At 74.1% G+C, this 24312-nt stretch carries 19 protein-coding genes and 1 pseudogene; 6 read left to right on the top strand and 14 right to left on the bottom strand.

What is annotated here, in order from left to right; genetic code table 11:
• Positions 1-16: 16 nt before the first annotated feature.
• The 5 genes from AB0L25_RS24145 to AB0L25_RS24125 form a co-directional block, all read right to left on the bottom strand.
• Positions 17-628 carry a Dps family protein gene (locus AB0L25_RS24145; RefSeq protein WP_500174930.1) on the bottom strand — a complete coding sequence of 204 codons (612 nt, stop codon included), beginning with the start codon at positions 626-628 and terminating at the stop codon, positions 17-19.
• Between the two features lie 100 nt (positions 629-728).
• Entirely contained in the window at positions 729-2003 is a 1275-nt protein-coding gene (locus tag AB0L25_RS24140; protein WP_500174929.1) for a cytochrome P450, read from the bottom strand.
• Between the two features lie 95 nt (positions 2004-2098).
• The gene (locus tag AB0L25_RS24135; RefSeq protein ID WP_500174928.1) at positions 2099-2683 is read right to left on the bottom strand and encodes a TMEM165/GDT1 family protein; all 585 of its coding nucleotides are present in this window, start codon (positions 2681-2683) and stop codon (positions 2099-2101) included.
• A gap of 291 nt (positions 2684-2974) precedes the next feature.
• Positions 2975-3634 (bottom strand): response regulator, encoded by a 660-nt coding sequence (locus AB0L25_RS24130; RefSeq protein ID WP_500174927.1) that lies wholly within the window; start codon positions 3632-3634, stop codon positions 2975-2977.
• Positions 3622-4890 (bottom strand): sensor histidine kinase, encoded by a 1269-nt coding sequence (locus AB0L25_RS24125; protein WP_500174926.1) that lies wholly within the window; start codon positions 4888-4890, stop codon positions 3622-3624. Before AB0L25_RS24125 ends, AB0L25_RS24130 begins: the two co-directional genes overlap by 13 nt.
• Before the next feature lie 172 nt (positions 4891-5062).
• Here AB0L25_RS24125 and AB0L25_RS24120 point away from each other — a divergent pair, with 172 nt between their 5' ends.
• Complete coding sequence (locus AB0L25_RS24120) at positions 5063-5269, top strand: hypothetical protein (RefSeq protein WP_500174925.1); 207 nt, start codon at positions 5063-5065, stop codon at positions 5267-5269.
• Positions 5270-5281: 12 nt separating this feature from the next.
• On the opposite strand, the gene AB0L25_RS24115 is transcribed toward AB0L25_RS24120, so the two are convergent.
• The gene (locus AB0L25_RS24115) at positions 5282-9910 is read right to left on the bottom strand and encodes an HAD-IC family P-type ATPase (protein ID WP_500174924.1); all 4629 of its coding nucleotides are present in this window, start codon (positions 9908-9910) and stop codon (positions 5282-5284) included.
• A gap of 204 nt (positions 9911-10114) precedes the next feature.
• Here AB0L25_RS24115 and AB0L25_RS24110 point away from each other — a divergent pair, with 204 nt between their 5' ends.
• A complete protein-coding gene (locus tag AB0L25_RS24110; RefSeq protein ID WP_500174923.1) occupies positions 10115-12079 on the top strand; it encodes an ABC transporter ATP-binding protein in 1965 nt (654 codons plus the stop codon).
• 135 nt (positions 12080-12214) lie between these two features.
• Positions 12215-14836, top strand: a complete 2622-nt coding sequence (locus AB0L25_RS24105; protein ID WP_500174922.1) for a TolB family protein — start codon at positions 12215-12217, stop codon at positions 14834-14836.
• Positions 14837-14886: 50 nt separating this feature from the next.
• On the opposite strand, the gene AB0L25_RS24100 is transcribed toward AB0L25_RS24105, so the two are convergent.
• The gene (locus AB0L25_RS24100; protein WP_500174921.1) at positions 14887-16707 is read right to left on the bottom strand and encodes a PhoX family protein; all 1821 of its coding nucleotides are present in this window, start codon (positions 16705-16707) and stop codon (positions 14887-14889) included.
• Between the two features lie 126 nt (positions 16708-16833).
• Between AB0L25_RS24100 and AB0L25_RS24095 the strand changes: the two genes are divergently transcribed.
• Positions 16834-17796, top strand: a complete 963-nt coding sequence (locus tag AB0L25_RS24095) for a YbgA family protein (RefSeq protein ID WP_500174920.1) — start codon at positions 16834-16836, stop codon at positions 17794-17796.
• Between the two features lie 20 nt (positions 17797-17816).
• Entirely contained in the window at positions 17817-18161 is a 345-nt protein-coding gene (locus AB0L25_RS24090) for a hypothetical protein (protein ID WP_500174919.1), read from the top strand.
• Between the two features lie 7 nt (positions 18162-18168).
• Here AB0L25_RS24090 and AB0L25_RS24085 read toward each other — a convergent pair whose 3' ends face one another.
• From AB0L25_RS24085 to AB0L25_RS24060, 6 genes and pseudogenes are all read right to left on the bottom strand, one after another.
• Positions 18169-18669 carry a protein-tyrosine phosphatase family protein gene (locus tag AB0L25_RS24085; protein WP_500174918.1) on the bottom strand — a complete coding sequence of 167 codons (501 nt, stop codon included), beginning with the start codon at positions 18667-18669 and terminating at the stop codon, positions 18169-18171.
• A gap of 114 nt (positions 18670-18783) precedes the next feature.
• Positions 18784-19131 carry an MmyB family transcriptional regulator gene (locus AB0L25_RS24080; RefSeq protein WP_500174917.1) on the bottom strand — a complete coding sequence of 116 codons (348 nt, stop codon included), beginning with the start codon at positions 19129-19131 and terminating at the stop codon, positions 18784-18786.
• A 62-nt stretch (positions 19132-19193) separates the two neighbouring features.
• Positions 19194-20150, bottom strand: coding sequence for an NAD(P)-dependent alcohol dehydrogenase (locus AB0L25_RS24075; RefSeq protein ID WP_500174916.1), 957 nt, complete (start codon positions 20148-20150; stop codon positions 19194-19196).
• A gap of 318 nt (positions 20151-20468) precedes the next feature.
• Positions 20469-21044, bottom strand: a complete 576-nt coding sequence (locus AB0L25_RS24070) for a GNAT family N-acetyltransferase (protein WP_500174915.1) — start codon at positions 21042-21044, stop codon at positions 20469-20471.
• A 242-nt stretch (positions 21045-21286) separates the two neighbouring features.
• Positions 21287-21613: pseudogene (locus AB0L25_RS24065) on the bottom strand (gamma-glutamylcyclotransferase family protein); the annotation flags it as partial.
• Positions 21614-22137: 524 nt separating this feature from the next.
• On the bottom strand, positions 22138-22485 hold the full coding sequence (locus AB0L25_RS24060) for an ArsR/SmtB family transcription factor (RefSeq protein WP_500174914.1): 348 nt from the start codon (positions 22483-22485) through the stop codon (positions 22138-22140).
• A gap of 56 nt (positions 22486-22541) precedes the next feature.
• Here AB0L25_RS24060 and AB0L25_RS24055 point away from each other — a divergent pair, with 56 nt between their 5' ends.
• Positions 22542-23318, top strand: a complete 777-nt coding sequence (locus AB0L25_RS24055; protein ID WP_500174913.1) for an SDR family NAD(P)-dependent oxidoreductase — start codon at positions 22542-22544, stop codon at positions 23316-23318.
• Positions 23319-23383: 65 nt separating this feature from the next.
• Here the strand turns inward: AB0L25_RS24055 and AB0L25_RS24050 are convergent, their stop codons facing one another.
• Positions 23384-24274, bottom strand: a complete 891-nt coding sequence (locus AB0L25_RS24050) for a polysaccharide deacetylase family protein (RefSeq protein ID WP_500174912.1) — start codon at positions 24272-24274, stop codon at positions 23384-23386.
• Positions 24275-24312: the final 38 nt, after the last annotated feature.

Here is a 24312-nt window from a genome sequence, read left to right as displayed (position 1 = left end):
CGGGCTCGCGGACGGGTCAGTTGTGCGTGTGCGACGGGCGCTGCGGGCGCTCGACGAGCGGGGTGTCGACGAGGTGCTCGATCAGGAACCACGCCTGGAGCTCGTTCGTGCTGATGACCTCGGAGACGATCAGGTCGTTCGTCCCGTCGTCGCCCATCTCCTGGGTGCGGGCCGCCGCGTCGTGGCAGGCCACGAGGATGGTCTCGTGCGCCTCGATCAGGCGGGACAGCATCGCGGGGACCTCCTCGACGCCGTTCGGCGGCCGCGGGATCACGGTGATCTCCGCGACGTGCCGCGGGTCGCCGACCGCGACGCCGCCGAGCGTCTGGACGCGCTCCGCGATCGTGTCGATGAGTTCGAGCTGCTCGCCGGCGTGCTTGTCCAGCAGCAGGTGCAGCTGGTAGAACGTCGGGCCGCGCATCAGCCAGTGGTGCTTCTTGTAGTGGCTGTAGAGGATCTGGGAGTCCGCCAGGATCTGGTTGAGCCGCTGGCAGGAGTACTCCCGCGCGTCCCGGGAGAGACCGAGCGGGAACATCCGCATGGTCCCGAACTCCTGGATCTCCGTCCCGTCCACGTGCAGCCACGGCTGGCTGGACCGGGTGGTGTTCGTCGAGCGATCGGCTGCCATGCACAACTCCTCGAGAAGTAGGCGATCGAGTACAACCGCCCGTAACCTCCCCCGAGCCGCACCAAGGGCACCGCAGGGCGTTCAAAGTGGACACAAAGCCTCAGCGGACGGGCGTGAACTCGCACGGCAGCCGCTTGATCCCGTTGATGAAGCTGGACCGCAGCCGGACCGGCTCCCCGGACGCGCGGATGTCCGGCACGCGCCGGAACAGCTCGCGGAACATCACGGTGATCTCCCGGCGGGCCAGGTGCGCGCCGAGGCAGAAGTGCGGCCCGGCCGCGCCGAACCCGACGTGCGGGTTCGGGTCGCGGGCGACGTCGAACCGGTCCGGGTCGGCGAACGCCGCGGCGTCCCGGTTCGCCGACCAGTAGCACAGCAGCACCTTGTCGCCCTCCGCGAACCGCAGCCCGCCCTCCGTCTCGAAGTCGCGGGTCAGCGTCCGCCGCATGTAGACGACCGGTGACGCGACGCGGACGATCTCCTCGACGGCCGTCCGCGCGTACCCGTCGAAGTCCGACGCCCAGCGGGCCCGCTGCTCCGGATGGTCGGTCAGCAGCACGAGGCCGTGCGCGATCGCGTTGCGGGTCGTCTCGTTGCCCGCGAGGACCAGCAGCACGAAGAACGACGCGATCTCCTGCCGGGTCAGCCGCTCCCCGTCGGGGTTCGCGTGGACGAGCGCGCTCGTCAGGTCGTCCGTGGGACGTTCGCCGCGGACGCGCGCGAGGTCGGCCACGAGCTCGCCCAGCTCGTTCGCGGCCCCCAGCATCGCCGCGCCCACGTCGTCGAGCCCGGCCGTGTACTCGGGGTCGTCGGCGCCGAGGATGGCGTTCGACCGCTCGAAGACGAACTCGTGGTCCCGCTCGTCGATGCCCATCAGATCGCAGATGATCCGCAGCGGCAGCCGGGCGGCGATCTCGGTGACGAAGTCGCACGAGCCCCGGTCGGCGACCGCGTCCACCACCGCCGCGGCCGTCCGCTCCATGTCGGCGGCGAGCCCGTCGATCATCCGCGGGGTGAACGCCCGCGACACGATCCGGCGGAGCCGCGCGTGCCGCGGGTCGTCCATCTCGATCATCGAGTCGAAGATCTCGAAGAACTCGCCGGGCTTCTCGCCCATCCGGATCCCGGACGCCGAGCTGAAGACGTCCGGCCGCCGGCTCGCCTCCTGGACGTCCGCGTGCCGCGTCAGCACGTGGTAGCCGGGGCCCACGCCGCCGCCGAAGTCCTCGGTCTCGGCGAAGAACGGCGCCCCCGGCCGTTCCCGCAGCAGCGCGAACGCCGCCTCGCGCTCGTCCAGGGGACGGGCCCAGAAGTCGAGGTCGGAGAAGTCGATGTCGTCGAGCCCGATCGCCGCCCGCGGTCGTCCCTGCCCCATCGTCGGTCCCTTCGCGGCCCGCCAGGTCGTCTCCCATCCTCCGGGCCCGGCACGCGCGGTCAAGGCCGTGCCCGGGGCCGGATCCGGCCCCGGGTTCAGCCGGTGAACGCCTCGACGAGCGTCCAGACGGCCAGGCCCGCCATGCACAGGGCGCCGACGCGCTGGACGGTGCGCAGCGGGACCTTCTTCGCGATGAACCGGCCCGCGAGCAGCGCCAGCGCCGACACCGACATCAGCGCGGCGGCCGACCCGATCGCCGTCGGCAGCCAGCCGTTCGTCGCGGCCAGGTTCGCGGTGGTGATCTGCGTCAGGTCGCCCCACTCGCTGACGAACACGGCCATGAACGCGGTCGTGTAGACGGGCCAGAAGGTCGTGACGGTCTTCCCGGCCGCGTCCTCGTCGCCGTCGTCGCCGCCGCCGCGCCACAGCATGACGGCGCCGAAGGCGAACAGCGCGGCCGACACCAGCTTCACGGCCGTCCCCGGCAGCAGGCTCAGCAGGCTTCCGGCGCCCACCGCCAGCGCCACGTGCACGACGAACGCGGTGGACGTGCCGAACCAGACGTACAGGGGCCGCATGCGCGTGCCCATGGCCAGGGACGCGAACATCGTCTTGTCGGGAAGCTCGGCGAGGAAGATCAGACCGAAGGCGGTGAGGACCGCCAGCAGGTCGAAGTGCATTGCGGGCGCTTTCTGCTGGGGCCGGGCAGAGCGCTCCGCATCCCGGGGGAGGACCACTCGGCCCGGCACGACGGGACGCCCCGCACGGGTGGCGTGCGGGCCGATCATGCCTGGCCGAAGGTCTCGTCCGCCCGCGTCGCCGCGGGCCCGATGGCCGGGACGTCCGAAGACGTCCAGTGTGTCGACCAGCGGTGTTACAGGACTACTCCCCTTCGCTGCGTCCCATTCATACCCGCTCGCCCCATCCCATTTCAAGGGGCGGCCGGTGGGCGCCCCCGCCGGTCGCGCGGATCAGACGCGCTGGCCCGTTTCGTCCAGGTAGCGGAGGACGGCCGCGACGCGGCGGTCGGCGCGGTCGGTCGGGGCCAGGTCGAGCTTCGCGAAGATGTTGCGGATGTGCTTGTGCACGGCGCCCTCGGTGACGACGAGCCGTTCGGCGATCGCCGCGTTGCCGAGCCCCTCCGCCATCAGCGCGAGCACGTCCCGCTCCCGCGCGGTCAGCCGCTCCAGCCCGCTGCCCGGACGGCTCCGCGTGAGCAGCTGCGTGACGACGTCCGGGTCGATCGCCGTGCCGCCCTCGGCCACCCGGTACAGGGCGTCCAGGAACTGCTCGACGCGGCCCACCCGCTCCTTCAGCAGGTACCCGAGCCGTTCCGCGCCGCTCGCCAGCAGCTCGTTCGCGAACGACTGCTCGACGTAGGCGGACAGCACGAGCACCGCCAGGCCCGGGTGCCGACGCCGGGCCTCGACCGCGGCCTTGATGCCCTCGTCGGTGTGGGTCGGCGGCATCCGGACGTCGACGATCGCGACGTCCGGCTCGTGCTCGTCCACGGCCGCGAGGAACGCCTCGGCGTTCTCGGTGGTGGCGACCACGTCCAGGGATTCGGCGCGCAGCAGCAGCGCGACGCCCTCGCGCAGCAGGAAGTCGTCCTCGGCGGTCACAATCCGCACGGCAGCTCCACTTCGATGATCGTCGGCCCACCGGGTGGGCTGGTCACGGCGAGGCGGCCGTCGAGCGCCGCGATCCGGCTGCGGATCCCGCTCAGCCCGGTACCGCCGCGGCCGTCCGCGCCGCCGACGCCGTCGTCCTCGATCCGCAGGGTCAGGACGTCCGCGTCGCGGCGCGCGGTCACGCTCGCGCGCCGCGCCCGGCTGTGCTTGGCGATGTTGGTGAGCGCCTCGGCCGTCACGAAGTACGCGGTGGCCTCGACGGAGACGGCGCAGCGGCCCGGGACGTCGACGTCGACGTCGCACGGGACGGCGCAGTCGGCGGCGAGCCCGGACAGCGCGCCCGCGAGCCCCCGGCCCTCCAGCACCGGCGGCAGGATGCTCCGGACGACCGTGCGCAGTTCGGCGAGCGCCTGCTCGGCGGCGTCCTGCGCCTGCTCCAGCATGCCCTCGGCCTTCGCCGGGTCGCGGGCCAGCGCCCGGCGGGTCGCGCCGAGCAGCACGGTCACGGCGACGAGCCGGTTCTGCGCGCCGTCGTGCAGGGACCGCTCGATCCGCCGCAGCTCCGTCGCGTGCGCGTCCAGCGCCGCGGCCCGGGTCGCCGACAGCTGCGCGATCCGCAGCGACAGGTCCATGTCGGCGGGCGGCGCCAGCAGCCGCCGTCCCGGCCACGCCTGCAGCCGCGCCAGCGCCGGGCCGACCGCCACGAACAGGACGGCGAGGCCGGCGCCGAAAATCGCGACGCCGACGGCGTCCCGCTCGCTCTGCACCGTCCAGGGCACGAGCGTCGGCGTGGCCTCGTCCGGCGGCAGGATCCGCCACCACGCCGGGTACGTCATGTCCTGGACGGCGTGCAGCGCGAACGTGAGCCCGATCAGGCCGACGATCCAGCCGAACGTGGCGTGGACGGCGAGCCAGCGCAGCTCCCGCCGGACGACCGGGTCGGCGAGCGCGGGGCGCAGCCCGTCCGCCGGGCGGCCCGCGCCGAACAGCTCGTCGGGGCCCCACCGCGACAGCCGTCCGCGCTCGCGTTCCGCGACGATCCGGACGACCCGGGGGACGGTGCGCGTCAGCAGCAGGCCCACGCCCGTGAGGCACAGCAGCCCGACGAGGAGCAGCCATGCCAGCGCGGCCAGCGCCAGCACCCCCGTGCCGACCCCGCCGGCGAGGTGCTCGACCGCGTCGAACACGGCGCGGGCGCGCCGGACCAGCGGTCCGCGCCGCCCGCGGGCGGGCGCGGCCGCCCTCCGCTCGCTCACCGTCATCGATACCTCACGGTATGGAGATCGTAGGGTGCGTTCGGGGAGTTGTCAGATGTTTCCGAGTACAGCCTGCTGTACCCGAAGGCGACGCGATGGCTGGATCGTCCGGGACCGGCGGCGTCCCTAGCGTTGGGGGCACCGCGATCGACGACCTCCCGAGGAGCCCACGATGACGAACACCGACGACGCCCCGAACGGATTCCTGCGCCCGGCGCTGTGGATGGCGCTCGCCATCAGCCTGGTCGGCAACGTCCTGTTCTCGACCACCGGCGTGTCCTTGGTCGGGAACGCCGTGTTCAGCCTGGTCAGCCTCGCCGCCGTCGTCGGCCTGATCGTCCACCACTACCGGCACCGCCGCCGTCCCGCGCGCCGCTGACCCCCGCCGGGTTCAGGTCGCCGGGGACGGCTCCGGCCCGGCGGCGGACGGCAGCAGCCGCGGCGCCACGGCGGCGCCGAGGGTCGCGCCCGCCGCCGCCAGCAGGACGACCGTCCACGCCCCGGCGCCCAGCGGGGTGCAGCCGAAGAACTGGCTGACGCCGGGCGTCTCGACGATCGCGAACAGCGCCACGGCCGACGCCGCGCAGGTCGCGAGGACGAGCGGGCTGTGCCAGCGGGCGATGAGCGTCTGGCCGAGCTGGGCGCCGACGAGCGCGGCCAGGCCCATCGTGGACGCGCGCCGCGCCCCGCGCGGCAGGAACCGGGCGAGCCGTCCGGCCTGCCAGGACACCAGGGCGGCCGCGGCGGTCGCGGTGCCGCGCACGGCGAGCACCTGCCGCATCTCCCGGCCGGTGAACCCGCGCACCGGGCCGCCGCCGAGCGGGTCCACCGGGTCGGCGCCCGGCGCGGCGGGGGTGATCGCGACGGCGAGCGACGGCAGCATGTCGGTGAGCATGTTGACGACGAGCACCTGGCGGGGGCTCAGCGGGGCGTTCCCCTCCAGGGCCGTCCCGAGGACGGTGAACGCCACCTCGCCCGCGTTGCCGCCGACGAGGATCGCCGCGGCGTCGCGGACGCTGCGCCACAGCGCGCGCCCCTCGCGGAGGGCGTCCAGGATCAGCGCGGTGTCGGGCGCGGTGAGCACCAGGTCCGCGGCGCTGCGGGCCGCGCCGGAGCCGCGCCCCGCGACGGCGATGCCGACGTCCGCGCGGTGGATCGCGGCGGCGTCGTTCGCGCCGTCCCCGGTCATCGCCACCACCCGCCCGGCCCGGTGCAGGTCCTTGACGATGCGGACCTTCTGGGCGGGCGAGACGCGGGCGAAGACGGACGCGACCTCGACGGCCTTCACCCGCGCCGCGACCGGCATCGCGTCCATCTCGGCGCCGGTGAGGACCTGGTCGGCGCCGGGGATGCCGAGTTCGGCGGCGACGGCGGCGGCGGTGTCCGGATGGTCGCCGGTGATCATGGTGACCCGGACGCCGGCGTCGCGGAGCCGCTGCACGGCCTCCTCGGCGGTCGGGCGGGGGGTGTCGGCGATGCCGATGAAGCCGAGCAGGGTGAGGTCGTCGACGTGCTCGGCGATCTCCCCGCGCACCCGGTCGGCGTCCGGGACGGCCCGCTCCGCGATGGCGAGCACCCGCAGGCCCTGCCCGGCCAGCCGGTGCACGGTCGCGGCGGCCGCCCGGCGGCGGGCGGCGGTGAGCGGCGCCTCCTCCCCGTCCCCGCCGTCCGCGCCCTTGCGGCGGGCGCCCTTGCGCGCGGCGTTCTTCAGGTCGGGGCGGCGCTGCCCGCCGTGCACCCGGCCGCACTTCGCCAGCAGCATCTCCGGGGCGCCCTTCACCGCGATGACCGCCCGGTCGCCGTCGTGCCCGAGGGACGCCGAGAAGCCCCGGGTCGTCTCGAACGGCAGCTCCTCCGCCAGCCGCCACCCGGTGTCGGGCGGCAGGCTCTCCGCGCGCTCCAGCACGGCCCGGTCGGTGGCGTGCGGCGCCCGCCCCTCGCCCGGCGGCGGGCACGCGCGCGCCGCGACCCGCAGGATCCGCCGCCCGTCGTCCCCGGTCAGCGGCAGCGGACGGCCGGGGCCGGACGCCCGGACGACGTGCAGCCGCCCCTCGGTGAGCGTCCCGGTCTTGTCGAAGCACAGCGTGTCGACCCGGCCGAGCGCCTCCAGCGCCCGCGTCGAGCGGACCAGCACGCCGAGCCGCGACAGCCGCCGCGCCGCCGCGAGCTGCGAGACGGTCGCGACCAGCGGCAGCCCCTCCGGGACGGCCGCGACCGCGATCGCGACGCCCGAGCCGAGGGCGTGCCGCAGGTCCAGGCCGTGCAGCAGCCCGAGCGCCGTGACGGCCGCGCCGCCGAGCGCCGTCGCGGGCAGCGCGCGGTGCGTCAGCTCCGCCAGCCGCGCCTGCATGCTGGACGACGGGTCCCCGCCGCCCGCGAGCGCCGCGGCCCGGCCCGCCTCCGTCGCCTCGGCGGTCGCGACGACCGCGGCGACCGCCGTGCCCGCGCTGACCGTCGTCCCCTCGTAGACCATGCAGTGCCGGTCGGCCGGGTCGTCGCCGGGCGACGGCTCGACGCTCTTGCCGACCGGGATCGACTCGCCGGTCAGCGTGGCCTCGTCCACCTCGAACGACTCCGCCCACAGCAGCCGGGCGTCCGCGGGGACGACGTCCTCCGCGTTCAGCAGGATCGCGTCGCCGGCGCGCAGCCGGTCGGCCGTGACCCGGTCGCCGCGGGCGCCGCGCAGCGTCTCGAACCCGCCGGTCGTGCCGGCGGCGACGCGCAGCCGGCGGGCGTGGATCCGCTGCCCCAGCATCAGGTCCTCGAGGGCGCGCTCCGCCCGCATCCGCTGCGCCGCGCCGACCAGGGCGTTGCCGGTCATCACCCCGGCGACCAGCAGCGCGTCCACGCTGGAGCCCACCACCGCCGACGCCGCCGCGCCGAGCGCGAGGACGGGCGTCAGCGGGTCGTCGAGCTCCTGCCGGACGGCGGCGGCGAACCGCAGCCCCGCCCCGACGGGCCGCGCGACCGCGCGCCGCTCCCCGTGCGCGTGCCCGCGCCCGTGCGCGTGCCCGGTCGCGCGTTCGTCCGTCCGGCGGGACGCGGTGCGCGCCAGGCGGCGCCACGCCTCCTCGGCGGTCAGCGCGTGCCACGCGTCCCGGACGACCGGGGGCGGCAGCTCCCGGTGGTTCAGCCGCCGCGCGGCCACCGCGTTCGCCAGCATCGCCGACAGCGACGCCGCGTAGATCGGGGGGACGTCCTGCCACGACCCGACGGCGCGGCGCAGCGGGCCCAGCCCGGCGCGGCTCCGCGGCCGCCGCCCCACCAGCAGCAGCGCGCCCAGCGCGGACGCGCTCAGCGAGAGCTGCGCGGCCCGCTCGCTCGCCCGCCGCGCGGGCCGGACCGCCGCCAGCAGCCGCCACGCCTCCGCGAGCCCCGGTCCGCACACGAGGTCCGCGCGCCAGTCGGCGGGCGCGTCCCCGCGCAGCACGCCGACGCCCACGTCGGCCGCGTCCAGCGCCGCGTCGTCCCCGCCCGCGACGACCAGCACGCCGCGCCCGTCGCGCTGCAGGTCGCGGACGCAGCGGGCCAGCTCGCCCGCCGCCACGGGGGAGTCGTCCCCCCAGGCCAGCAGCTCGCGCGTGCTGGCGTGCTCGGTCAGGACGACGACGTCCGCGGCCTCGTGCGCGGCGGTGAGCAGTCCCTCGGCGAGCGGGTCGAGCGACGACCCGACCCGCACCCGGCCGCGGACGCGGCCGGCGCCGTCGAGGAGGTCGAGGGTGACGCCGTCCGGGTCGGCGGGGCCGCCCGGCGGCGCGTCCGCCGCGCGCGCCAGCCGCCACCCGTCCCCGCCGTCCTCGGCCCCGGTGTCCTCGGCGGGCCACGGGCCGGGGCCCCGCAGGTCGTCGTGCCCGTACCCGGCGAGGAGCGCGTCGGCCGTCCGCCACACGCCCGCGTCGTCGAGCGCGCCGTCCGGGGAGTCGTCCGGGGAGTCTCCCGGGTCGCCGGCCGCGACCGCCGACAGCAGCCGCAGCTCCCCGTCGCACAGCACCGCCGAGTCGATCACCACCGCGCCGACCCGGTCCAGCCGCCGCAGCGCCCCCGGGTCGAGCTGCACCACGCCGCGCCGCGCGAGGTCGTGCCCCAGCACCGCGGCGAACGCCTCCCGGCCGTGCCGCGCCGCCTTCGGGACGGTCGCCATCAGCAGCTCCGCGGCGGCGGACGCGTCGCGCGCCCCGGCCAGCACCCCGGTGCCGCCGAGCAGGCTCCCGAGCGCCGTGCGGTCCGCCGCGCGCTCCACCGGCCCGTCCGGCAGCGGGCACGGGCGGGCGGCGCGGGCGCCGCAGTCGCGCGGCTGGCCCGGCGCCCCGAGCCGCGGCTCCCGGGCCCGCCACGCCTCCCGGCGCGCCGCGATCTCGTACAGCTGGAAGACCCGGTGGACGGCGTCGACCGCGACCGGCGCGAGCCCCTGCCCGGCGCCCTGTGCGACGGCGTTCGCCACCCCGAGCAGGGCGTCCGCGCGGAGCACGCCCAGCCGCCGCTCCACCAGCCGCCGCACCTGCGGGACCGACTCCGCCACCGACACCGCGGCCCGCACCGGGCTCGGCACCGGCGGGCGCACCAGCAGCCGTCCGGCGACCGCGCCCGCGATCCCCGCGCAGTCCGCCGCCAGCGCGGACATCGCCGCCGCCCACGCCATCTCGTCGTCGGGCGGCACGGTGTGCGCGGACGCGTCGAACCCGCGGGCCTCGTGCGCGTCCTCGACGTCCTCGACGGCCGACACGAGGTCCGGCACGTCCACCGCGCCCTCCGCGAACGCCACCAGGACGTGCCCGGTGACCGCGTTGACCTCCGCCCAGTCGACGCCCTCCAGCCGCCGCAGCGCCTCGGTCAGCGCCGTCACGTACCGGCGGTGCGCGCGCCCGGTGCCCGACAGGCCGTGCACCTGGATGTGCGCGCGTCCGTCCGCGGCCCACACCCGGCGGCGCGGGCCCCCGGCGGCGAGCGCCGTCACCCGCCGCACGCCCGTGCCCGCCGTGGCGAGGACCGTCCCGACGACGGACGCTCCCGGGATCCGCACGTCCCGCTCCCCCTCCCACCGACGACCGGGATGGATCGATGATCCGCGAACGACTACCCGGAGTGACGAAAGACAAACGGAACGTCCCGTCGCTTACCGGCCCGGCGGAGAACTGTGGCGTCCGGGACGGGGTCGCGCCCCCTCCTCCCGGCGCGGGCCCGGCACGAAGGTGGATCGGGTCCCCCCGAGTGCTGGAGGTCGCCCATGCGGATCAGGCCGTCCCGGCGGCGGAAGCGCCGCACCGCGCCGACGCCATCGCCCGCCGGACCGAAACTCGCCGAGCTTCGCGGCTGGCACGCCAACGCGTCCGAGATGTCCCGGACCGGGACGCTCACCATGGCGCGGCGGCTCCCGATGCTGATCGGCCAGGTCATGCGGCTGGCGTGGCGGGCCGCGCGGCGCGACCTCGTCGTGACCGTCACCCTCAACGTCGTCGCCGGGATCTTCACCGCGTTCGGGCTGCTCGCCACCACGGGCGTCCTCACCGCGCTGCTGGCGTCCGGCCCCACCCCCGACCGGGTGCGCGCCGCCGCCCCGCAGCTCCTGCTGGTCGGCGCGGCCGTCACCGCGCGGGCCGCGTGCGCGGCGGCCGCGCAGTGGGCGCAGGCCCGGCTGCGGCCGCAGGTCCAGCGGCTCGTCGAGCAGCGCCTGTACGAGCTGACCACCGCGATCGAACTCAGCGCGTTCGACGACGCCGCGTTCCAGGACGACCTGCACCGCGCCCGGCTCCGCGGCGTGGACTCGGCCCCGTCCATGGTCGACAACGCCGTCGACCTGTTCACCGCCACCGTCGGCGTCGCCGCCGCCGCGGGCGCCCTCGGCGTCCTGCACCCCGTCCTGCTCCCCCTGCTCCTGCTGACCGCGCTGCCCGAGGGGTGGGCGGCGGTCCGGGCGGCCCGGCTCGGCTACCTCACCCAGCTCGACCTCATCGAGCACCGGCGGCGGAACTGGATCCTCACCGACCTGATGACCGACCGCGAGCACGCCGCCGAGGTCCGCTCCTTCACCGTCCGGGACTTCCTCCTGCTCCGCTACGCCGCGCTCGCCGCCCACATCCGCGACGTCCTGCTGGACCTCGCGCGCCGCCAGACCGTCGCCCAGGTCCACGGCGACATCCTCAAGGGCGTCGCGACGGCCCTCATGTACACGGTGCTCGGCGTCCTGCTGTGGCGGGGCGTCATGCCGCTCGCCGTCGCCGGCACGGCCATCCTCGCGATCCGCGCCGGCCAGACGTCCCTGATCAACTTCGTCTACGCCATGAACCGCTGCTACGAGGACGGCCTGTACTTCGGCGACTACGTCGCCTACTGCGAGACCGCCGAACGGCGCGTCCCCCCGCGCGACCCCGCCGACGCGCCCGGCCTCCGCGAGTTCCGGGAGATCACCACCGAGGACGTCACGTTCACCTACCCCGACGCCGACCGGCCCGCGCTGAAAAAGGTGTCCGTGCGGCTCCGCCGGGGCGAGATCGTCGCGCTCGTCGGCGAGAACGGCTCGGGCAAGACCACGCTCGCGAAGATCCTCGCGGGCCTGTACGCCCCGCAGGAGGGGGCCGTCCGCTGGGACGACGTCCGCGCCGACGAGCTGCACCCCGACGTCCTGCGCCGCGCGATCGCCGTCGTCGCCCAGGACCACACGCACTGGCCGATGACCGCCGCCGACAACGTCACCATGGGCGACGACCTCGCCGCGCCGGGCGTCCGCGAGGCCGTCGACCGCGCCACCGCCGCGTCCGGCGCCGCCGAGGTCGTCGCCGCGCTCCCGCACGGGCTCGACACCCTCCTCGACAAGCGGTTCGCGGACGGGCACGAGCTGTCGGGCGGGCAGTGGCAGCGGCTCGCGGCCGCCCGCGGCTTCTACCGGGACGCGCCGCTGCTGATCTGCGACGAGCCCACCGCGGCGCTCGACGCGCGCGCCGAGCACCACCTCTTCGAGCAGATCCGCGAGCACGCCGCCCGGCACGGCCGCACCGTCCTGCTGATCACGCACCGGCTCGCGAGCGTCCGGCACGCCGACCGCATCTACGTGCTCGACGGCGGCCGCGTCACCGAGCACGGCACCCACCGCGAACTCCTGGCCGAAGGCGGGCTCTACGCCGAGCTGTACGGGCTCCAGGCGTCCGCCTACCGGTTCGACCTCGCCCACGACGACGCCGCGCGACCCACCTGACGCACCCCGGGCGGGCATTCCGTTCACCTTCTACGAGAACGTGACTCTTGACCAACGAAAATCGTACTGCAACTCTACTTTGGATCGCCGCGGAGCCGGGGGACACGCGGACACCTCCGAAGAAGGTTGTGGTGCATGCCGAACCTCATGACCCCGACACGAAGAACCGGACGGCTGGGCGCGCTGCTCGCCGGCGCGCTGCTCGCCACCGCCCTCGCGGGCCCCGGCCCCGCACGTCCCGCCGAGGCCGCCCCCGCCCCCGCCGCCGCGCCCGTCGTGCCCGCCGCGTCCGTCGGCGGCACCGCGACCGGCGCCCACCGGCCCGGCCTGACGGAGGCCGGGCTGGTCTCCGTCGCCGCGCTCGGCGAAGCGCGGCTCTGGCTCGGCCTGGCGGACCGGCGGGACGCCCGCGCGCGCTTCGACGTCCGCGTCGAACTGCTCAACGACGGCGAGCCCGTCGCCACCGGGCTCGCCCGCTGCGTCGGCGGGCTGCGCGCGGGCTCCGCCGGCACGGCCCGCGAGGTCACCGTCCCGTGGGGCCGCATCACCGCCCCGGACGTCCGGCCCGGCGACGTCCTGTCCCTGCGGGTCTCGGCCCGGGCCGGGACCGGGACCGGCGGCGACCGGTGCGGCGGCCCGCCGCCCACCGGCGGCGTCCGGCTCTACCACGACGGGAAGCGGCGGCCGTCGAGCTTCGCGCTGACCCTCGCCCCCGACCCGAGCACCACCCTCTACCTGCACTCCGACCGCGCGTCCTGCCACCGCGGGACGCCGCCGCGCGACGCGTCGCTGTCGGAGCGGGCGCCGCGGCGCGGCTCGTCCGACTGCCGCGAATCGGACGGCGCCCGGCCCGGGGACGGCGCCGCCTGGAAGCCGATCGGCACCTGGAGCCTGCCCGAGCAGTGCGACTGCGCCGCCGCCCCGCACCCCGAGACCGTCGGCAAGCCGCCCGCGCCCGACCCCGAACCGATCGAGATCACCGAACTGCCCCTGCCGCCCGTCGCGCCCGCCGACGAGCCCGGCGCCTGCACCACCGAGGTCAACCCGCACGGGACCGGCTGCCTCAGCCGCGACGGCAACTTCCAGGCGGGCGGCTTCCTGCCGGACGGCCGCCACATCGTCGCGGACGTCACCTTCGCCGGAGCCCCCGCCGCACCCGACCCCCGCAGCGTCTACGCGGGCTCGCAACTGATCGTCCTCAAGACCGACGGGACGACGTTCCCCGGCGGCGACCCCTGGAAGTGCGTCACCTGCGGCGTGCCTCCCGAGAACTCCGCCGGACGCACCGAGGCGCTCGACTACCCGCAGCCGTTCCCCGACGGCAGGCGGGTCCTGGCCGGGACCAACGTCATCGACTGCGGCCCCCGCGGGCTCGTCGCCTGCACCCCGGAGCGGACCCGCATCCACCCGATCCGCTGGAACACGTCCCCCGACGGGTCCGGCCCGGGCGGGGCCATGCGCGAACTCCGCATCCACCCCGACGGCGTCCACATCGGCTTCAACAACTTCACCGCCGTGAACGGCGACCTCGACCAGTTCGCCTACCTCGGACGGCTGAAGTTCGACCCGTCCCCCGAGACCGGCACCCCGCACACCCCGCGCTACGACGTCGTCAACGTCACCCGGCTGTTCGACCCCGACCCGCGGAAGCAGCCCGTGCGCGTCGACCCGGACGACCCCGGCAAGCTCGAGATCGACACCGGCGCCCTCTCCGTCGGCGAGCTCCGCGGCTTCAGCAAGGACGGCCGCGAGGTCACCTACGTCGGCTACCCGGCCGAGTCGTCCAACATCGACGTGTTCGCGGCCGACCTCACGACCGGCAAGGTCCGCCGCCTCACCTCCAACCCCGAGTACACCGACCCCGTCGACCTCTCACCGGACGGCCGGTGGACCGTCGCCATGGACACCCGCGCGTCCGGGCGGCAGATGTTCATGGCCGGCATGCGGGGCGTTCCGCCGCTCACCGACCTCGTCTCCACCAGCGCCACGTCGTCCACCCGCAACAACGGCCAGCGGCGCTTCTTCCAGCCGATCCTCATCGACCGGTACGGCGACCGCGGCTCCTACCAGGGGCAGCTCATCAACGCCGCCGGGGACGGCGGCCCGGGCAGCATCAACGACCCCAACTGGAACGGGCGCGCCGACCCCGCCTGGTCGCCCGACGGCACGAGCGTCATGTACTACCAGCGGCTCGTCACCGCGCCCGCCTGCGGCGGCCACAACCCGCTGCCCTGCCCCGAGTCCACCGCCCCCGGCGGCCGCACCTACCGCGTCATGATCGCCCGGCTCACCGACCGCGACCCCGTCCGGCCCCGCCGCGTCGCGCCGATCTCCGACACCGTCCCGTGGGGCACCCCCTACGAGCCCGGCGACCCCTCGCCGACCCGCCCCCACCCCCGCGCGGGCACCTACACCGTCGACGGCGCCGCCTCCGGCACCGCCACCGTGAAGATCACGGCGAACGCCGCCGGGGCCGCCGAGACCGTCGAAGTCGCCTACACGAACTACTCCGACGACGGCCACCACGTCCTCAACGGCACCGAGAAGGTCACCGGGACCAGCAGCGGCCTCACCACCACCAAGGTCGACTGGCACTCCGACCTCACCCAGACCGGATGCGCCGACGCCACCAAGAAGACGAGCCCCGGCGGCTTCGTCCTCACCATCGACGTCCTCAAAAACATCTTCCAGGCCACCGGCACCCTCACCACCACCATCGACGGACGCGCGCACACCCAGCCCGCCAACGGCACCTGACGGCACGCGGCCCCCGCACCGGAACCCGTCCGCTGCGGGGACCGCCCCGGTCACGGGGCCCCGACCACGCCCCCGTCCTCCCGGGTGATGACGATCGTCGCCGACCGGGGACGCCCCGTCGGGCTGAAGTCCGGCCAGTTCGAGCTCGCCCGCGGATTCGCCGGCGTCCCCGAATCACCCGGATGCTGGATGTTCACGAACAGCGACCGGCCGTTCGGCGTCGCGGTGATCCCGGTGATCTCGCACCGCGGCGGCCCCACCAGGAACCGCCGGATCTCGCCCGTCCGCGTGTCGGCCGCGAGCATCTGGTTGTTCTGGGCCGCGCCCCCGACCGCCGGCTGCGACCCGTCCGTCTGGATCCACAGCCGTCCCGCCCGGTCGAACCACAGGCCGTCCGGCGAACCGAACGCCTGGTCCGCCGGGACCGTCGCGCCGCTCGCCTCGTCCCCGGCCAGCAGGAACACGTCCCACTCGAACACCGTCGCGCTCGGGTTCCGGCCCTCGTCGATCTTCATGATGTGCCCGTAGCGGTTGTTCGGCCGCGGGTTCGCCGCGTCCGTCTCCTCCGTCCGGGCCGTGTTGTTCGTGCAGGTGAAGAACACCGCGCCCGTCCCCGGCTGCACCGTGCACCACTCCGGCCGGTCCATCGGCGTCGCGCCCACCGCGTCCCCCGCCAGCCGCGCGTGGATCAGCACCTCCGCCTGGTCCGCGAACCCGTCCGCCTCCGTCAGCCCCGGACGCCCGTGCACCAGCGGCAGCCAGCGGCCCGTGCCGTCCTCCTCGAACTTCGCGACGTACAGAGTGCCCGCGTCGAGGGGGCTCCGCCCGTTCCGCAGCGCCTTGCCGACCGGCTCCGCGCCCACGAACTTGTAGAAGTAGTCGAACTGCGTGTCGTCGCCCATGTACACGACGGCCTCGCCCCGGCGCCCGTACACCACCACGGCGTTCTCGTGCTCGAACCGTCCGAGCGCCGTCCGCTTCTTCGGCGTCGACGACGGGTCGAACGGGTCGATCTCCACGACCCACCCGAACCGGTTGTACTCGTTCGGCTCCGCCCGCATGTCGAACCGCTCGTCCGTCGTGTGCCACGGGTACGGGCTCTCCGAACCGATCCCGTACCGCTCCTCCACCGACCCCGCCGCGGGCGGCTCCGCCCCGAAGTAGAAGTACTTGTTGACCGTCTCCTCGCAGGTCAGATACGTGTTCCACGGCGTGGGCCCGCTCGCGCAGTTGTTCAGCGTGCCCAGCACCCGGACGCCCTCCGGGTCCGCGCCCGTCCGCAGCAGCCGGTGCCCCGCCGCGGGCCCGGTGATCTCGACGGGCGTCGTCATCGTGATCCGGCGGGCGAACTCCGACTCGAGGATCCGCCACCGGTCGTCCCGGCCCTGCTCCACCTCGATCACCGACACCCCGTGCGCCGCGAGCGACTTCGCGGTCTTCTCGGCCGTCCACGCGTCCGTCCCGTCCGGGTGCAGCAGCCGCTCCGTCGTCGCCTCGTGGTTCACCACCAGCAGCCCCGACCGCCCGCTCGTCCGCGGGAAGAACCACATGCCGTCGTGGTGGTCGCCCGCCTGCACGGCCTGCTCCGCCGCCGTGTTCCCCGCGTCCTCGGCGAACGCCGGACCGGACGGCACGATCGGGTGCCCCCACGGGAACAGCACCTGGTAGCGGTACCCGGGCGGCAGCACCACCGCGTCGGCCGTGCTCGGCCCGATCGCCGGGAACCCCAGCAGCCGCGACCGTCCCGCGGCCTCCGCCGGGGAGCCGAAGAACGATGCCGCGGCGGTCGCGAGCCCGCCGGCCAGCACCGTCCGGCGGGACAGGCGGCGCCGGGCGAGCGCGGAGATCGAAGCGCTGTCGTCGGAACGCACAGAGGGACTCCAACCAGGAGAAACGGACATGCCCCGCAACCCTAGGAAGCCGAAATGTCCTGATCACCGCGCACGCGTGAACGGCACGGGTACACCGCCGCCGCACCGGGTAGGGCGACCAGCGGAATGAACACGCACCCGCGCCCGCGCCTCGCGGTCTCCAGCTGCCTCCTCGGCGCGCCCGTCCGCTACAACGGCGCCCACAGCCGCGACCGGTTCCTCACCGGCCGGCTGTCCCCCCATGTCGACTGGGTGCCCGTCTGCCCCGAGATGGAGATCGGTCTCGGCACGCCCCGCCCCACCCTGCGCCTGCACACCGACGGCCACGTCCGCACCAAGGACGGCGCCGACCCCACCGCCGCCCTCACCGCGCTCGCCGACCACCGCGTCCCGGGCCTCGAAGACCTCGACGGTTACGTCTTCAAGGCCCGGTCCCCCAGCTGCGGCCTGCAGAACCTCCCCCGCCACGCCTCCGGCCTCCCGGGCGAGCGCACCGACGGCCAGCCCGTCGACCGCAGCGGCACCGGCGTGTTCGCCGCCCGCGTCCGCGCCGCCCTCCCCGACCTCCCCGCCGAAGAGGACGGACGCCTCAACGACCCCGTCCTCCGCGAACACTTCGTCGAACGCGTCTTCGCCCACGCCCGCCTCCGCGAGTTCTTCGCCGCCGACTGGCGCCCCCGCGACCTCGTCGCCTTCCACGGCCGCCACAAGATGCAGCTCCTCGCGCACGACCCCGAGGGCTACCGCGCGACCGGCCGCGTCGTCGCCCGCGCCGGCTCCCGCGCCCCCGCCGACGTCGAGGCCGACTACCGCCGCGCCTTCACCGCCGCCCTCGCCGTCCGCGCGACCCGCGGCCGCCACACGAACGCGCTCCAGCACGTCCTCGGCTTCCTCGGCGACCACCTCGACCCCACCCGCCGCCACGACGTCCTCGCCGCCATCGAGTCCTACCGCGACGGCACCGCCCCGCTCAGCGTCCCCATCGCCCTCCTCCGCCACCACGCCGAAGGCGAACGGTGCCGCTACATGGCCGACCAGACCTACCTCGACCCGTTCCCCGAAGCCCTCGTCCTCCGCCACCACCTGTGACCCCGCCGTAGGCTCGTGCCATGCACCGCACGCTGACGGAGCACGCCCGCTGCCTCTACGGGGACGAGTACCGCCCCGCCCCCGCGTGCGACCGCGAACACCGCGAGCACTATTTCATCGAGGAACTCACGTTCGCCGACGCCGACGCGATCGTCGCGATGCTCGACGAACTCTGCCCGAACATCGTCGACGGCCGCCTCCCCGTCTGGGTGCGCAACCTCGCCTACCGCCTGGCGCTCCTGCAGCGCCCCGACGACTCCGCCCTCCTGCGCCGCGCCGCCGACAACCTGCGGCTGCACGGCCCCGACTGGGACGACATCGCCGCCGACCTGACCCGCCGAGCCGAAGCCCTCCGGGACGGGTGACGCCGGATCAGGCGTCCAGGCCGGTCAGCAGGCGCGCGACGTCGAGCCCGGTGTTCAGGTAGTCGACGAACAGGGGATTGTTCAGCGCCCATTTCGACCGGCGGTACCGGACCAGGAAGATCGCGTCCTCGACGCCGTACCCCAGCCCCACGAGCGTCTGGACGACGACGAGACCCGACCGGTTGTAGCCGGAATGGCAGCGGACCAGCACGCGGCGGCCGTCCCGGACCGCCTCAGCGGCGGCCTCCGCCGCCCCGCACACGACCTCGATCTGGTCCGCGGTCAGCGGCCCGTCCGGGATCTCCGCGCGCCGATGCTCGACGCCCGCCCCCGGACCATGGCCGTCCCGCACGTAGAGGCTGACCACCAGGTCGAACTCGCCGCCGACGACGGCCGGCACCCGCACCCCGCCGGGCCCGCGGTAGTGGTGCCCGCCCATCCACAGCAGCGGGACGATCTCGTCCCACGGCGACTCGGCGTCCGGCGTCCGGCGGCCTCTGGTCCGCATGCGCGCTCCCGGGCGGTGCGCCCGGCCGCGGCCGGGCAAGATCATTCGGTCACGCGCCCACCGTAACCGACCCGTCCGCCCCCGCATCGGCCCCCGTCCGGAAGCGGCCGCGGGTCACCCGCCGGCCCCGCCGAGACGAGCGAGCGCGGCAGCACTCGGACTCCCCGGCTCCGCGGTGTACACCAGCACCCGGTCGGCCGGACGGCGGACGCTCGCCGCGCGCAACTGCGCGGCGAACTGCCGGGCGAACGCGTTCCCCTCACCCTCCGGCGGCGAGCAGAGCGCACCGCCCAGCCGGATGGACAGCCGCACGGTGTTGCGCTCCTCGGCGGGCAACGCCCCGAAGTCCGTGATCAGCTCGACGGCCGCACGGTTCCAGGCGACGATGTCCTGCCGCTCGTCCACCAGGTAGGCGGGGATCGGCCCGAGCCGGTCCAGCAGCCGGCGGGCGTCGCCCGGCACCGGCCCCCGACCGTCGGCGCCCGGCGGGACCTGCCCGGCCAGCCGCGCCAGGTGCTCGCACGTCAGGGGATCGTCACGACCGCCTTGCCGCGGGCGTGGCCCTCACCGACGTGGCGCAGCGCCTCAGGTACGTCGTCAAGGGGGAAGGTGCGGTCAATGTGGACGGCGACCTCGCCCTGGACACAGAGGTCGGCAACCGGCTCGAAGCGCGCGGGTCCCGGACGCACCACGAGAACTCCCATCCTCCGCCCGGTGAGTCGGCCGACGATCGAGCCGATCGTCGCGACCCCGAGCAGTACCGGCACGGAGCCGCCGACGCACCAGTACCGGCCGCCGCGGGCCAGCGCCCGCCCGCAGGCGAGCGGCGAGCGGGAGGCGACGAGATCCAGCACGAGGTCGTACCGCTCACCGGTCCGAGTGAAGTCCTCTCTCCGGTAGTCGATCACCTCGTCTGCGCCCAACGACCGCATGAAGTCGAGCTTGGCGGCGTTGTCGACAGCGGTCACATGGGCGCCGACGCGTTTGGCCAACTGGATCGCAAACGCCCCCGAGCCGCCGCCGGCCCCGTTGATCAGCATCCGGCGTCCCTCACCGGCCGGGGCCGTTCCCTGCAGCGCGATCGCGCCCGCCTGTGGAATCGTCGACGCTTCGGCGAAGGTCAGCCGCTCCGGCTTGTGAGCGAGGGCCGACTCGGGCGCCACCGCGAACTCGGCGAAGCCTCCCTTCAAGTCGAGATTGTCGCCGTACACCTCATCTCCCACGCGGAAGCGAGACACCCCCGAGCCCACGGCCTCCACCCGTCCGGCGATGTCCGAGCCGAGCGTCCTGCGCGGCGGCCTTCGCAACCCGCCGATCCGCGAGTACAGCGGAGCCCCGCGCAGAGTCTCCCAATCCGACAAATTGATCGACGTCGCGACCACCCGTACGAGGACCTGATTCGGAGCCGGCGATGGCGTCGGCACGTCCTCCACCCGTAGTGAATCCGTCGAGCCGTACCTGTCGTAGACGACTGCCCGCATCTGGTCTCCCGACTCGGAAGCATCCCCCGAGCGGAGGGTAGCCATCTCCGCAACCGCAGGCCAGGGTTCCAGCGGCACATCGGGCAACCCGGGTGATAAACGAACAAGGCCCAGTGTCAGTGATACATCACTGGCCTGGGCCTTCGTGGTGGAGCGGGTGACGGGAATCGACGAGAACCCGACCGATCTGAGGACGGGCCGCCGGATACTGCGGATTCACCACGGCAGGGGAGTCACGCCCGACCAGACCGCGACGGCTTTACCTGCATTGGCCAGATCCGGTGATCTTGATATGGGACCGGACAGCGGGGTGGTCCATCACTCGGAAGCGGGCCATTCCTCGGCCAGGATCGCGTACGTGAGACCGTCGAGCCATCCCTTGCTGCGGTGGAGAGAGTCTCTCACCGTGTGCCGTTCGCGGCGCATCCCAACCCGCTCCATCAGCCGCCACGAAGGTTCGTTGTCGTAGAAACACTCCGCGTGCAGGCGGCGCAGGCCAAGGCTCCTGAAGGAGATGTCGATGAGGGCGCGTACCGCTTCGGTGGCGTAGCCCTTGCCGCCGTAGGAGGGATCCAACGTCCACCCGAGCTCTCCTTGGACGCCTTTCGCCTGTTCAGCGACCTCCTCCTGGGCCCAAGCGTCCTGGACCTGCAGCGTCAGATCGCCGATCACCTGGCCGTCCAGTTCGACGATGAGCAGGTCTGCGAGCCGCTCCTCGCGGAGAAAACGCTCACGGTAGTCGTCGTATGTCGCCGTGGCGGCCCCAACCCATTCGTAAGTCTCCGGTAGTTGCCGGTAGGCCCAGGTCGCGTCCAAGTCGTCGGGGGCGGCCCGGCGCAACAGCAGTCGGTCGGTGGAAATCGGCCAGTCCAGCGTGTCAAGAGGGTGGCGCATGGGGCTTCATGCTGACAGAGCCGTGGTGACACACAAAACGGATTACTGCGGGCGACATCCCAGCAACGATGCGACCTAGCCGCCACCTGGGCGACCTCCTGGGTTCGGCAGCTCTGACCCGCTACCGCACGCAAAGACGCACAACGCTCCAGGAGGGATCTGGGGGACCACGAGGTTCCCCAGTCACGCACGCTCAACTGTCCATTGCAGAGACGCACAGACGTCCGACGCCGCCAACAGGGGCAAGGGGGGCGGTGCCTCGACCGTGCTGACTTGCATGCGTACGTCCAGCCGTGGCGGCCGTCGGTGAGGTCGACTCGGACGAGTTCGTAGACGGGGTCCTCGAACGCGTCCAAGAGGCGCCACTCCTGCGGGCTCAGGCCGGTGAGCAGGTAGCCGTGTGCGGTCTTGTCGCCGGGGAGGATGCCGGGGTACGGGCGTCCGGGCAGGGTGGCGACTCGCCATCCCTCGGCGGATGCCGGCTCGCGGTCGGGTACGCGGTCGATCAGGGCGAACAGGACCTCAGGAAACTGGAGACCGCCGTAGACGAACAGGGCCTCCGGGTCCACCGATAGGCGGTCCGGCTGGCCAGAGTTCGGCGAGGTCGGTCGGGGTGAGCGGCGCCCGGTGCTCAGGTTCACGGAGCGATCAACGACGGCACGTCCGCCGCCGGTGGACGCTCAGGAGGCGGAGTCACGGGACGTCTTCGGCTTCGGCCTGCGCGGTCAGGCTCGCGCTCTGGAGGCCGTGGCCGAGCCGGCGGCCTGGCGGATGGCGTCGGGTGCCTCGCTGGCGTCTAGAAGTCCCTTTGGCCTGGCGTAGCCGGGCGTTGGTCTTCTTGTCCTCTCTGGCTGCCGAGATGCCGGAAACGTGCGCTGCTACTTCCATCCCTCGGCGCGGGGGATCGCCGTGCTATCTATCGGGCTCTGGCGATCGGCTCGATTGATCAGCTCATTGATCCGGCCCGCCGGCCACTCCAGGGCTTCGGCGGCGGGTCACAGGTGTTGGCAAGGGCGGGTTCGCTGGCGCACTGGCTCATCCGCCGGCTTGCCCGCCGGGACTGTGCGAAGCCGATCGCGCGACGTCTGCGGCGTCAGTCGGGCGTGCCGGTCACCTGGACGTGGGCGCCGATGTCGTCGCTGTGGGCGGCGTCCAGGACCGAGTCCAGGAGGCCGGGGAAGCGGGTGTCCAGGTCGTGGCGGCGCAGCTCGACGAAGCAGCGGGTGCCTTCTTGGCGGGTGCGGGTGAGGCCGGCGTCGCGCAGGACTCGCAAATGGTGACTGAGGGTCGATTTGGCCACCGGGGCTCGCAACTGGCCCCATCCGCGTTCGTGGCCGTCGGCCAGTACGCGCACCAGGCCGACCCGGATCGGGTCGCTGAGCGCTCCCAGCACCGCGACCAGGGTCATCTCGCCCGGTTCGGGATGGTGTGCCTGTTTCATGGCGGCGATGCTACCTTGTTCGATGTTTCACGAACATCGAACAATGGGGATGGGTAGTGACCGTTCAGCTTCACGGCGAAGTCGAGACGAAGTTCGAGGGCATGGTCGTGGTCGTCACCGGTGCGGGCTCGGGGATCGGCCGCGCCGCCGCCGACGCGTTCGCGGCCGCCGGAGCCCGGGTGCTGGGGGTCGGCCGCCGCAAGGACGCACTGGATGAGACGGCCGCACTCCATCCGCAGATCGAGGTGCATCCGGCGGACCTGCGCGCGCCCGAGGCGGCGCAGCAGGTGATCGACGCCGCGGTCGCTCGGTGGGGCCGAGTGGACGTGCTGGTCAACAACGCCGGTGCGACCAGGATGATGCCGCTGGGCCGGACCACGGCCGACGGCATCGGCGAACTGTTCGACCTCAACGTCACCGCGCCCAGCCTGCTGGCCCGCGCCGCGCTGCCGCATTTGCGCGACAGTGCGGGCTCGATCGTCAACGTCTCCAGCACCTACGGTCACCGGCCGCTGCCGGGCGCCGCGCACTACGCCGCTTCCAAGGCCGCGCTGGAGCAGCTGACCCGCAGCTGGGCGGTGGAGCTGGCCGCAGATCGGATCCGTGTGAACGCGCTGGCCCCCGGCCCCACCGAAAGCCAGGCGCTGGCCGCCGCCGGACTGGACGAGGCCACCATCGCCCAGATCAAGGCGGACGAGGCCGCCCGCATCCCGCTGGGGCGTCGCGGCGCACCGGCGGAAGTCGCGGTGTGGATCCTGCGACTGGCCGACCCGGCCTCGACCTGGCTCACCGGTCAGGTCCTCACCATCGACGGCGGCCTGGAGCTCTCCTGACCGCGCTCCCGGCCCCGCTCGGCCCACCCGGTCCTGTTCCGGTCCAAGTGTCCGAGCAGCGGGGATTACGGGTTCTGCTCCAGGACGTACTCGGCGATCTGGGCGTGGGTGGCGTACCAGACGCCCTGCTGCGCGTCGATGTGCTCCAGTAGCTCGCGCAGCACGGTCATGCGGGAGCGGTGACCGATGACTTGCGGGTGCATGGTGAGCTGGAACAGCCCGCCCTCCTCGAGCGCGGCGTCGAACTCGTCGCGCCAGATCCCCGCCACCTCCCGCGGCGGCGGGCACGCCCGCAGCATGCCGTCGTGCTCCAGCAACAGGTACGGCACGTCGTCTCTGATCCACTCGACCGGGATCTCCACGACGCCGGTCGGCTCGCCGTCGGCCAGCAGCTCGTACGGCTCGTCGTCGGCCATGAGGGAGGAGTCGTAGAGCAGGCCCAGCTCACGCGTTATGGCCAGGGTGTGGTCGGAGAAGTCCCAGGCCGGAGTGCGGATGCCGACCGGGCGGGTGCCCGACAGCTTCTCCAGGGTGTCGGCGGCGCGCAGGGCCAGCTCGCGCTCGTCGGCCGGATTCAGCAGCATGTTGCTCTCGTGGATCCAGCCGTGCATGGCGACCTCGTGGCCGGCGGCGACGTAGTCGCGCACCTCCTCCGGGTGCAGCAGTGCCGAGACCGCCGGCATGAAGAACGAGGCCGGGACGCCGAAACGCTCCAGCAGCCGAAGCACCCGTGGGGCACCGACGCGGGAGCCGTACTCTCCCTGCGCGAGTTTGCCCGGCGCGGTCTCGCCGACGCGCAAGGCGATCGTCTCGTGGTCGCAGTCGAAGGAGAGCGCGACCGCGACGCGGGCGCCTCCCGGCCAGGAGGCGGGGTGCAGGGAGCGGCCCGCGCGGACCCGCGCCACGTGGCCGCGCCAAGTCTGCTCGTCCCACTGCCAGGGCTGTTTTTCGGTCATGTGAGTTTCTCCGTTGTGCGCAGGGACGGCGGGCAGGG

The organism is Spirillospora sp. NPDC052242, from assembly GCF_040679555.1.
In the GTDB taxonomy this organism is placed as follows: domain Bacteria; phylum Actinomycetota; class Actinomycetes; order Streptosporangiales; family Streptosporangiaceae; genus Spirillospora.
Note: the sequence above shows the minus strand (reverse complement) of the source record. Positions and strands in the feature narration are given on the sequence as shown.